This window comes from Nonomuraea soli, from assembly GCF_013761175.1.
GTDB lineage: Bacteria > Actinomycetota > Actinomycetes > Streptosporangiales > Streptosporangiaceae > Nonomuraea > Nonomuraea soli.
The window spans coordinates 450797-463515 of sequence record NZ_JACDUR010000005.1 but is presented as its reverse complement, the minus strand read 5'-3'; the positions used below and the strand labels follow the sequence as shown (position 1 = coordinate 463515).

The following is a 12719-nucleotide window of genomic DNA, read 5'->3' as shown; positions in this document are numbered from 1 at the left end:
ACCGCGACGAGGTCCGCACGGTGGTCGAAGCCCTGGGCACCCTCCACATCCACGGCGTCATGATCGACTGGGACGCCTACTTCGCCCCCGTGCCCACCGCCCACGTCGCCTTGCCCACCTACGCCTTCCAGCACCGCCGTTACTGGCTCGACGCCCCCATCGAGATCACCTCGGGCAGCGGGCTCGAAGCGGTGGAGCACCCGATCCTGACGGCGGTCGTCCCGGCCCCCGGCTCGGGATCGCTGACGCTCATGGGCAGGCTGTCCTCGCAGACGCAGCCCTGGCTGGCCGACCACGCGGTGGACGGCCAGGTGGTGGTGCCGGGGGCGGCGCAGGTCGAGCTGGCGATCCGTGCCGGTGACGAGGTCGGCTGCCCGGTTCTCGACGAGCTCACCCTGCAGACCCCCATGGCCCTGCCCGAACACGGGAGCCTGCACCTGCAGGTCGTGGTCGCGGAAGCGGACGGCTCTGGCCGGCGACGGGTGACCATTCACTCCCGATCCGACGACGGCGCGGACTGGCAGCAGCACGCCCAGGGTGTCCTGTCTCCGGCTTCCTCCGGCTCGTCGGGCTTCGACCTGGCGCAGTGGCCGCCGCCGGGTGCTCAGCCGCTCGATGTGGCGAGCGTCTACGCCGACCTGACCGAGATCGGCATGGAGTACGGCGAAGCGTTCCAGTGCCTCAAGGCGGCCTGGCGTGACGGCGAGGTCGTCTACGCCGAGATCGCGCTTGCGCAGGACGCGGCCGACGCCCGGCGGTTCGGGCTTCACCCGGCGCTGCTGGACGCCTCGCTGCACGCGATCCCCCTGGCAGGGCTGCTGCCCGAGGCCGATCCAGGCCGGCCGTACATCCCGTTCGCCTGGAACGACGTGGTCTTGCACGCGGAGGGGGCCACCGCCCTGCGCGTCCGGATCTCCGCGACGAGCAGCACGGGGGTGTTCGGCCTGGTTCTGGCCGATGCCACGGGTGCTGCCGTGGCGGAGGTCGGCTCGCTCATCCTGCGGCCCCGCTCCGCCGGGCAGGCGCCCGCACGCGGCACCTCCCTGTTCCAGCTGGACTGGATCCAGGCCGGCCGTACCGGGAGGGCGGACCTTCCCTACGAGCTGCTGGACGTGCCGGTGGACGACGGGCCCGCCCCTGCGGCGGCTCGTCGCGCCACGGGCATGGTCCTCAACGTCCTGCAGGCGGAGCCCGGCGCTTCGCCGCTGGTCATCGTCACGCATGGCGCGGTGGCGACCGCCTTGGGCGAGATCCCGGACCCGGCGCAGGCCGCGGTGTGGGGTCTGGTGCGTGCGGCGCAGGCCGAGCAGCCGGGCCGCTTCGTCCTGCTCGACCTGGACGACGGCGCCGCTGCGGACGAGGAGCTCGTGAGGCTGGCACTGGCCTCGGGCGAAACGCAGACGGCCGTGCGCGACGGACAGGTGCTGACACCAAGGCTGAACCGGGTGACCGCCGAGTCGCCGAGCGGCGAGGCAGGGCATCCGGACCTCGCGGCGCCTTCCGAGGAGACCGCTTTCGGGCCCGACAGCACGGTGCTGGTCACGGGCGGCACGGGTGGCCTGGGCGCGCTGGTGGCCAGGCATCTGGTGTCGGCCCACGGCGTGGGACGCCTGGTGCTGGTCAGCCGGCGCGGGGACCAGGCTCCGGGAGCGGCCGAGCTGATGGCCGAGCTGACCGGGCTGGGGGCGACGGTCACGATCGCGGCGTGCGACGTCGGCGATCGTGAGCAACTGGCCAGGCTGGTGGAATCGGTCCCGCTGACCGGGGTCGTTCACACGGCGGGCGTGCTGGACGACGGCATCGTCGGCTCGCTCACCCCGGAACGCATGGACGCGGTCCTGCGACCCAAGGCGGATGCCGCCTGGCACCTGCACGAGCTGACCGCCGACCTCGACCTGAGCGCGTTCGTGCTCTTCTCCTCGCTCTCCGGCCTGCTGGGCAGTGCGGGGCAGGGCAACTACGCGGCGGCCAACACCTTCCTGGACGCCCTGGCCGAGCAGCGCCGCGCCCAGGGTCTCGCGGCCACCTCGCTGGCCTGGGGTCTGTGGGCCTCCGGCATGGCGGGCGAGCTCACAGAAACCGACCGGCGACGTCTCGAACGCGGTGGCATCACGCCGCTGCCGGTTGACGACGGCCTGGCGCTGTTCGACACGGCCGTGGGCCACGAGCGTGCCGTCCTGGTCCCGGCTTCCCTCAACGTCCCGGCGCTGCAGGCCCAGGCCGGGACCCTCCCGACGATCCTGCACGGCCTGGTCCGCGTGCCCGCACGCAGATCCGGTACGGCAGCGGCCGCCGCCTTCGATCCGGCGGACCTCCTGCGGCTGGTGCGCACCCAGGCGGCGACGGTCCTCGGCTTCTCCGACGCGAAGGCGGTGGAACCGGCCAGGCGCTTCCAGGACCTCGGCTTCGACTCGCTCACCGCCGTCGAGTTCCGCAACCAGCTCAACCTGGCCACGGGGCTGCGGCTCCCGGCCACGCTGATCTTCGACTACCCCACGGCCGAGGCGGTGGCCGGCTACCTGGAGTCGGAGCTGGCCAGCGACCAGGCGTCGCAGGCCGTCGTGGCGGATGTCGCGGCCGCCGACGAACCGATCGCCATCGTGGGCATGGCCTGCCGCTTCCCCGGCGGGGTCGCCTCACCCGAGGAACTGTGGGACCTCGTCGCATCCGGCGTGGACGCCATCGGGGAGTTCCCCACCGACCGGGGCTGGGATCTGGCGAAGCTGTACGACCCGGATCCCGATCACCGCGGCACCTCCTACGCCCGTCACGGCGGCTTCCTCTATGACGCGGCCGGGTTCGATCCCGGGTTCTTCGGTATCTCGCCGCGTGAGGCTCTGGCGATGGATCCGCAGCAGCGGTTGTTGCTGGAGACGTCGTGGGAGGCGATCGAGCGGGCCGGGCTGGATCCGGTGGGACTGCGCGGTAGCCGTACGGGCGTGTTCGCGGGCGTGATGTACCACGACTACGCACCCCAGCTCTCGGCCGCGCCGAGCGAGCTGGAAGGGCTGATCGGCACCGGCAGTTCGGGCAGCATCGCCTCCGGGCGGGTGTCGTACACCTTCGGGTTCGAGGGCCCCGCGGTCACCGTCGACACGGCGTGCTCGTCGTCGCTGGTGGCGCTGCACTGGGCGGCCCAGGCACTGCGCTCCGGCGAATGTGATCTTGCCCTGGCCGGTGGCGTGACCGTGATGTCGACGCCGAACACCTTCATCGAGTTCTCGCGGCAGCGCGGCCTGTCGACGGATGGGCGGTGCAAGGCGTTCTCCGCCTCGGCCGACGGCACCGGCTGGGGTGAGGGCGTCGGTGTGCTGCTGGTCGAGCGGCTGTCGGACGCGCGGCGCAACGGGCACCACGTGCTCGCCGTGCTCAGGGGCAGCGCGGTCAACCAGGACGGTGCCAGCAACGGCCTGACCGCGCCGAACGGGCCCTCGCAGCAGCGGGTGATCCGTCAGGCGCTGGCGAACGCCAGGCTGGCACCGTCGGATGTCGACGTGGTCGAGGCGCACGGCACCGGCACCACGCTCGGTGACCCGATCGAGGCCCAGGCGCTGATCGCGACCTACGGCCAGGACCGCGACCGGCCGCTCTGGCTGGGGTCCATCAAGTCGAACATCGGGCACGCGCAGGCGGCCGCCGGTGTGGCCGGTGTGATCAAGATGGTGATGGCGCTGCGCAGCGGCGTCATGCCGCGCACCTTGCACGCCGAGAGCCCTTCGGAGCACGTCGACTGGTCGGCGGGGGCTGTTGAGCTGCTGACCGAGGCTCGGGCCTGGGATGTGGACGACCGTCCGCGCCGGGCTGCGGTGTCGTCGTTCGGGATCAGCGGCACGAACGCCCACGTGATCATCGAGCAGGGGCCGGAGGCCGAGGAACCGGAGCAGGCCGAGGCTGAGCTGCCGGTGTCGCCGTGGGTGTTGTCGGCTCGCACACCCGAAGCCCTTCGAGCGCAGGCCACTCGGCTCGCGTCGTGGGTCGAGGAGCGGCCTGAGCTGCGCCTGGCCGATGTCGGCTGGTCTCTCGTGTCCGCCCGTTCGTCGCTGGAGCGGCGGGCTGTGGTGGTGGGCGCGGATCGGGCCGAGCTGGTGGCGGGTCTGCGGGCGTTGGCCGAGGGTACGGCTAGCGGGTCTGCTGGTGGCCGGTTGGCGATGTTGTTCGCCGGTCAGGGAAGCCAGCGGGTCGGCATGGGCGCCGAGCTCGCGGCGGCCTTCCCGGTGTTCGCCGAAGCGCTCGATGAAGTCTGCGCGCTGCTTCCCTCGGAGTTGCGGGAGACGATGATCTCCGGTCCGGTCGAGGCGCTGAACCAGACGGGGATGACGCAGCCGGCGTTGTTCGCCTTCGAGGTGGCGCTGTATCGCCTGCTCACCTCGCTGGGCGTGACCCCGGACGTGCTGGTTGGGCACTCGGTCGGTGAGATCGCGGCCGCGCATGTGGCCGGGGTGCTGTCTCTGGCCGATGCGTGTGCGCTGGTCACCGCCCGTGCGCAGTTGATGCAGGCGCTGCCTGAGGGTGGCGCGATGCTGGCCATCGCGACCCCTGAAGCAGTGGTAGCGCCGCTGCTGGAGGGCCGCTCCGACGTCGGCATCGCCGCCGTCAACGGTCCCGCATCGGTGGTCATCTCCGGCCGCGAGACCGCGGTGGAGGAGATCGCGGCCCTGGTGGATGCGCGCACGCGACGTCTGAAGGTGTCGCACGCGTTCCACTCGCCGCTCATGGACCCGATGCTGGACGACTTCTCGCAGGTCGTCTCGCAGCTGACCTTCAACGAGCCGTCCATCCCGATCATGACCAGCGGTTCCGTGACAGACCCTGCTTACTGGGTGCGCCACGTTCGCGACGCCGTCCGCTTCGCCGACGGCGTGCGGGCTGCCGCAGCGGACGTGTTCGTGGAGATCGGCCCCGACACCACCCTCACCGCCCTGGCGCAGCAGTGCCTGGACGAGGGCGTCTTCATCCCGGCAGCCCGCAACGAGGTCCGCTCGCTGGTCGAGGCCCTGGGCATTCTCCACACCCACGGCACCACGGTCGACTGGGCGGCGATCGTCCCTCCGGCCAAGCACGTTGACCTGCCGACCTACGCCTTCGAGCACCAGCGGTTCTGGATCACCGCGCAGCCCGGCTCAGGCGATGTGGCGGACGCCGGGCTCGGCGCGATCGACCACCCGCTGCTGAGCGCGGTGACCGAGGTCGCGGGCGGCGAGACAGTCATCTTCAGCGGGCGCCTCTCCCTCCAGGCGCAGCCGTGGCTGGCCGACCACGCCGTGAACGGCACCGTGCTGCTCCCCGGCGCAGGCCTGCTGGAGCTGGCCTTGCGAGCGGGCGCGGAGGTGGGCTGGCCGCAGGTGCGGGAGCTGACCTTGCAAGCCCCGCTGGTGCTGCCGGTCGAAGGCGGCCTGCAGATGCAGGTCGTCCTCGGTTCCGAAGACTCGGGCACCCGGCCGATCTCGATCCACACCCGCCAAGAGAACGATCCGGCGAGCCCATGGATCCAGCACGCGCAGGGCTTGCTGACCACCGAGCTTCCGCTCCCGGTGTTCGAGCTGACGCAGTGGCCTCCGTCCAACGCGCAGCCGGCGGCGGTCGAGGGCTTGTACGACGACCTGGCGGGCTTGGGTCTGGAGTACGGCCCGGCCTTCCAGGGGCTGGTCCGCGCCTGGACGCGCCCGGGTGAGGTGTTCGCCGAGATCGTCCTTCCCGAAGAGGCGCATGCCGAGGCGGACCGGTTCGGGGTGCACCCGGCTCTGCTGGACGCCGTGCTGCACGCGACAGGCCTGGGCGATCTGCTGCCGGATGCGGAGCCCGGCCAGCCGTACCTGCCGTTCTCGTGGTCTGACGTCTCGCTCCACGCGACCGGCGCGACCTCGGTGCGGGTGAAGATCTCCGGAACGGGCGAGAGCAGCGTCACGCTGGCCATCGCCGACGAGACCGGCGCTCCGATGATGGAGGTGCGCACACTCACCTTCCGCTCCCTGTCGACCTCGGACCTGGCTTCGGCCAGTGGCCAGGGCATGTTGCACCGGGTGGATTGGACGGCGGTGGTTACAGCCGGGGCGGCGCCTGCCTGGGTGTGGGCCGACGATCTGGACGCGGTGGTGGAGCCGCCGGAGGTCGTGCTGGTCGAGGGGCCGTCGGGTGAGGATCTGCGTGCGGTGACGCATGAGGTGCTCGGGTTGGTGCAGCGGTGGCTGGCCGAGGAGAGGTTCGCGTCCTCGCGGCTGGTGCTGGTCACTCGGGGTGTGGTGGCGGATCCGGTGCAGTCGGCGGTGTGGGGTCTGGTGCGCGCGGTGCAGGCCGAGCAGCCGGGCCGGTTCGTCCTGCTCGACGTGGAAGCCGGCGCGCTCGATGAGTCCCTGGTGGACGGGGCGCTGGCCTCGGGTGAGGCGCAGGTGGCGGTGCGCGACGGGCAGGTGCTGGCGCCGAGGCTGAACCGCCTGGCCGTCGCACCCTCGGCCGCCGACAGCGACCGAGCCGCAGAGCCGTCCGCTGGCGGCGAGCCGGCAGGGCAGGGCGCCGGTGGCAAGCGTGTCGCGGGGCCGGTGTTCGGCCCGGACAGCACGGTCCTGGTCACCGGTGGCACGGGCGGCCTGGGCGCGCTGGTGGCCAAGCACCTGGCCGACACCTACCACGTCGGTCATCTGCTGCTGGTCAGCCGGCGCGGAGACCAGGCACCGGGGGCTGCCGAACTGGCGGCCGAGCTGACCGGGCTGGGCACGACGGTCACGATCGCGGCGTGTGACGTGAGCGACCGTGAGCAACTGGCCAGGCTGGTGGGTTCGCTCCCGCTGACCGGGGTCGTTCACACGGCGGGCGTGCTGGACGACGGTGTCGTCGGCTCGCTCACCCCCGAGCGGTTCGACGGAGTCCTGGGACCCAAGGCCGACGCCGCCCGCCACCTGCACGAGCTGACCTCCCACCTCGACCTGACCGCGTTCGTGCTCTTCTCCTCGATAGCCGGTGTGGTCGGCAGCGCTGGACAAGCCAGCTACTCGGCCGCCAACGCCTACCTCGACGCGCTGGCCAGGCAGAGAAACGAGCAGGGCCTGGCGGCCACCTCGCTGGCCTGGGGCCTGTGGGCCTCCGGCGGCATGGCGGGCGACCTGACCGACACCGACCTGCAGCGGATGGAACGGGCGGGCATCAAGCCCCTGTCGATCCAGGAAGGCCTCGCGCTGTTCGACGCCGCCCTCCACACCGGTGAGCCGAACCTCGTCCCCGCCCGGCTCGCCGAGCGCCGGGCGGATCGTAAGCCGGTACGGCGAGCGGCCACGGCAGGCGGGCTCACGCAGCGCCTGGCGACCATGACCCAGGCGGAGCGGCAGTCGATGCTCACCGAGCTGGTCAAGAGCCACACCGCCACCGTCCTCGGCTTCCCCGACGGGTCGGCGATCGACCAGCGGCGCCAGTTCCAGGACCTCGGCTTCGACTCGCTCACCGCGGTCGAGTTCCGCAACCAGCTCAACACCGCGACCGGGCTGCGGCTCCCGGCCACCCTGATCTTCGACTACCCCACGGCCGAGGCGGTGGCCGCCCATCTGGCCACTGAGCTCGCGGGCGAAACGGTCGAGCAAGAGGTGACCCGTGGCGTCGCGGCGGACGAGCCGATCGCGATCGTGGGCATGGCCTGCCGCTTCCCCGGAGGTGTCTCCTCGCCGGAGCAGCTGTGGGACTTGGTCGCGCAGGCCCGGGACGCGGTGGGCGACTTCCCGTCCGACCGCGGCTGGGATGTGGAAGGGGTGTACGGGCCCGAACCTGGTACGCCCGGCAAGACCTACACGCGGCACGGCGGCTTCCTCTACGACGCGGCAGAGTTCGATCCCGGCTTCTTCGGAATCTCGCCGCGTGAGGCTCTGGCGATGGATCCGCAGCAGCGGTTGTTGCTGGAGACGTCGTGGGAGGCGATCGAGCGTGCCGGGATCAGCCCCGACGGGCTGCGCGGCAGCCGTACGGGCGTGTTCGCGGGCGTGATGTACCACGACTACGGTCTCGGCACTCCGGCGAACACGAGCGGCGGCAGCCTGGTGTCCGGTCGGGTTTCGTACACGCTGGGCCTGGAGGGCCCTGCGGTCACCGTCGACACGGCGTGCTCGTCGTCGCTGGTGGCGCTGCACTGGGCAGCTCAGGCACTCCGCTCCGGCGAGTGTGACCTGGCGCTGGCGGGCGGCGTGACCGTGATGTCGACGCCGGGCATGTTCATCGAGTTCTCGCGCCAGCGCGGACTCTCGGCGGACGGCCGCTGCAAGGCCTTCTCCGCCTCGGCGGACGGCACGGCATGGGGCGAGGGCGTCGGCGTGCTCCTGGTGGAGAGGCTGTCCGACGCGCAGCGTAACGGGCACCAGATCCTCGCCGTCGTACGCGGCAGCGCGATCAACCAGGACGGTGCGAGCAACGGTCTGACCGCGCCGAACGGTCCCTCGCAGCAGCGGGTGATCCGCCAGGCCCTGGCCAACGCCGGTCTGACGACCAGCGACGTGGACGCCGTGGAAGCCCACGGCACCGGCACCACCCTGGGCGACCCGATCGAGGCCCAGGCGATCATCGCCACCTACGGCCAGGACCGCGACCGGCCGCTGTGGCTGGGGTCGCTGAAGTCGAACATCGGGCACACGCAGGCCGCCGCCGGAGTCGGTGGCGTGATCAAGATGGTCATGGCTCTCCGCAACGAGCTGCTTCCCCAGACGCTTCACGTGAACGAGCCCAGCCCGCACGTGGACTGGTCGGCGGGGGCTGTTGAGCTGCTGACCGAGCCGGTCGCCTGGCAGCAGAACGGCCACCCCCGCCGCGCCGCGGTCTCCTCCTTCGGGATCAGCGGCACGAACGCGCACGTGATCATCGAGCAGGGTCCGGTGGCCGAGGGACCGGTCGCGGGCGAGGCTGCGGTGTCGCCGTGGCTGCTGTCCGCGAAGACGCCTGAGGCTCTGCGGGCGCAGGCTGCCCGGCTCGCTTCGTGGGCGCAGGAATGGCCGGAGGTGGATCCGGCTTGGACGCTGGCCACTGGCCGTGCGTTGCTGGAGCATCGCGCGGTGGTGGTGGGCGCGGATCGGTCCGAGCTGGTGGCCGGTCTGCGGGCGCTGGCCGAGAACAGTACGGCGAGCGCGGCGAGTGGCGGCCGGTTGGCGATGTTGTTCGCCGGTCAGGGCAGCCAGCGGGTCGGCATGGGCGCCGAACTCGCGGCGGCTTTCCCGGTGTTCGCCGAAGCGCTCGATGAAGTCTGCGCGCTGCTTCCCTCGGAGTTGCGGGAGACGATGATCTCCGGCCCGGTCGAGGCGCTGAACCAGACGGGTATGACGCAGCCGGCGTTGTTTGCCTTCGAGGTGGCGCTCTACCGCCTTCTCACCTCCCTGGGCGTGACCCCCGACGTGCTGGTCGGGCACTCGGTTGGCGAGATCGCGGCTGCGCACGTGGCTGGGGTGCTTTCCCTGGCCGATGCCTGCAGCCTGGTCACCGCCCGCGCGCAGTTGATGCAGGCGCTTCCCGAGGGTGGCGCGATGCTGGCCATCGCGACCCCTGAAGCAGTGGTAGCGCCGCTGCTGGAAGGCCGCTCCGACGTCAGCATCGCCGCCGTCAACGGCCCCGCCTCAGTGGTCATCTCCGGCAGCGAGACCACGGTGGAGGAGATTGCGGCCCTGGTGGATGCCCGCACCCGACGCCTGAAGGTGTCTCACGCCTTCCACTCGCCACTCATGGACCCGATGCTGGACGACTTCTCGCAGGTCGTCTCGCAGCTGACCTTCAACGAACCATCCATCCCCATCATGTCCAGCGGCGAGGTCACCGATCCCGCCTACTGGGTGCGGCACGTCCGCGACGCCGTCCGTTTCGCCGACGGAGTCGCGGCCAGCCAGGCGAGCGTGTTCCTGGAGATCGGCCCCGACACCACCCTCACCGCTCTCGCGCAGCACTGCGTCGACGAGGGCGTGTTCATCCCCACGGCCCGCAAGGACCGCGACGAGGTCCGCACGGTGGTCGAAGCTCTGGGCACCCTCCACACCCACGGCGCCACGGTCGACTGGACCACGATCCTCACCCCCACCAAGCACGTCGACCTGCCGACCTACGCCTTCCAGCATGACCGCTACTGGGTCCCTGCCATGATCGACACAGCCGACATGGCGGACGCGGGACTCGGCGCGATCGACCACCCGCTGCTGAGCGCGGTGACCGAGGTCGCGGGTGGCGAGTCGGTGGTCTTCAGCGGCAGGTTGTCGGTCAGGGCCCAGCCGTGGCTGGCCGATCACATGGTGGGCGGGCACGTGCTGGTGCCGGGCGCCGCCCTGGTGGAGCTGGCCACCCGCGCCGGCGACGAGGTCGGCTGCTCCTACCTGCAGGAGCTGACCATCCAGGCGCCGCTGGTGGTGCCTGCGGAGGGCAGCCTTCAGCTCCAGGTCGTCATTGGATCGGCGGAGGATCCGGAGGCGCGTGCCCTGACCGTCCACTCCCGAGCCCAGGACGCCGCCGAGTGGACCCAGCACGCCCAGGGTCTGCTGACCACCGAGCTTCCGCTCCCGGCGTTCGAGCTGACGCAGTGGCCTCCGGCCAACGCGCAACCGGCGGCGGTCGAGGGCTTGTACGACGACCTGGCGGGCTTGGGCTTGGACTATGGCCCGACCTTCCAGGGGCTGGTCCGCGCCTGGACGCGCCCGGGTGAGGTGTTCGCCGAGATCGACCTTCCCGAAGAGGCGCATGCCGAGGCGGACCGGTTCGGGGTGCACCCGGCTCTGCTGGACGCCGTGCTGCACGCCTGTGCTGTGGGTGATCTGCTGCCGCAGCCCGAGCCCGGCAAGCCGTACCTGCCCTTCTCCTGGTCGGGTGTCTCCTTGCACGCTCCGGGCGCGACCTCGGCCCGCGTGAAGATCATCGCTACGGGCGGGAGCAGTGTCACGCTGGCCATCGCCGACCAGACCGGTGCCCCCGTGGCCGACGTCGAGGCGCTCACACTGCGCCCGATGTCCACCGCGGGTCTGAGCGCCGCCGGAGGCGAGAGCCTGCTCCACCGGGTGGATTGGACGGCGGTGGTTACAGCCGGGACGGCGCCTGCCTGGGTGTGGGCCGACGATCTGGACGCGGTGGTGGAGCCGCCGGAGGCTGTGCTGGTCGAGGGGCCGTCGGGTGAGGATCTGCGTGCGGTGACGCATGAGGTGCTCGGGTTGGTGCAGCGGTGGCTGGCCGAGGAGCGGTTCGCGTCCTCGCGGCTGGTGCTGGTCTCTCGGGATTCGGTGGCGGATCCGGTGCAGTCGGCGGTGTGGGGTCTGGTGCGCGCGGTGCAGGCCGAGCAGCCGGGCCGGTTCGTCCTGCTCGACCTGGACGAGGGCGCCGCGGCCGACGAGCAACTGATGGGGCTGGCGCTGGCCTCGGGCGAGGCGCAGGTGGCGGTGCGCGACGGGCAGGTGCTGGCGCCGAAGCTGAACCGCCAGAATGCCGCCCCACCGGCCGCCGACAGCGACCGAGCCGCGGAGCCGGGCGAGCGGCTCGTAGGCCCGGTGTTCGGCCCCGACAGCACGGTCCTGGTGACCGGTGGCACGGGCGGCCTGGGCGCGCTGGTGGCCAGGCATCTGGTGTCGGCCCACGGCGTGGGACGCCTGGTTCTGGTCAGCCGGCGCGGTGGCCAGGCTCCTGGAGCGGGGGAGCTGGTGGCGGACCTGACGGAGCTCGGCGCGGCCGTGACGGTCGTGGCGTGCGACGTCGGCGATCGTGAGCAGCTGGCCAGGCTGGTGGGTTCGCTCCCGCTGACCGGGGTCGTTCACACGGCGGGCGTGCTGGACGACGGTGTCGTCGGCTCGCTCACCCCGGAACGCATGGACGCGGTCCTGCGACCCAAGGCGGATGCCGCCCGCCACCTGCACGAGCTGACCGCCCACCTCGACCTGACCGCGTTCGTGCTGTTCTCCTCCCTGGCCGGTGTGGTGGGCAGCGCGGGCCAGGCCAGCTACGCGGCGGCCAACGCCTACCTCGACGCGCTGGCCAGGCAGAGAAACGAGCAGGGTCTGGCGGCCACCTCGCTGGCCTGGGGGCTGTGGGCCTCCGGCGGTATGGCGGGTGACCTGTCCGAGGCCGATCTGCGCCGGATGGAACGGGCGGGCATCAAGCCCCTGTCGGTCCAGGAAGGTCTCGCGCTGTTCGACGCGGCCCTCCGCACGGGCGAGCCGAACCTCGTCCCCGCCCGCTTCGCCAGGGCGAGGACCCGGCCGCAGCCTCGCCGTACGAGGTCCGCGCAGTCCCTGTCGGAGCGCCTGGCCACGATGGATCCGGAGCAGTTGCACGCCACCCTGGTCGACTTCGTCCGGGAGCAGGTCGCGGTGGTGCTCGGCTTCGCCGACGCTTCGGCGGTCGAACCGCGGCGCCGCTTCCAGGACCTCGGCTTCGACTCGCTGACCGCGGTCGAGCTGCGCAACCAGCTGAGCGCCGCCACGGGCCTGCGGCTCCCGGCGACGCTGATCTTCGACTATCCCAGCCCCCTGGCGCTGACCCAGTTCGTCCTGGAGCAGCTCTTCCCCGCGGTGGCGGCGGCCGAGGCCGGCCCGGCGCACAGCGACGCCGAGGTGCGCCAGTTCCTGACGACCATCCCCATCTCGCGGCTGCGCGAGGCGGGCCTGCTGGACAGCCTGCTCCGCCTGGCCGGTCCCGACGACCGCGAGCCGGACAACCCGACCGAGGCAGAGGCGATCGACACCATGGACGCCGACCTCCTGATTCAACTCGCCCTTGAGGGCGGGGGTTCCTAA

At 71.8% G+C, this 12719-nt stretch carries 1 protein-coding gene (cut by a window edge); it reads left to right on the top strand.

All coding sequences use genetic code 11. The annotated features are described in order from the left end of the window. Window positions 1-12719: the 3' end of a type I polyketide synthase gene (locus HNR30_RS46885; RefSeq protein ID WP_220133984.1), read on the top strand. Its footprint begins 14620 nt before the window's first position; 12719 of the gene's 27339 nt are visible here — the last part of the coding sequence; its start codon lies beyond the left edge, outside the window; the stop codon is at window positions 12717-12719.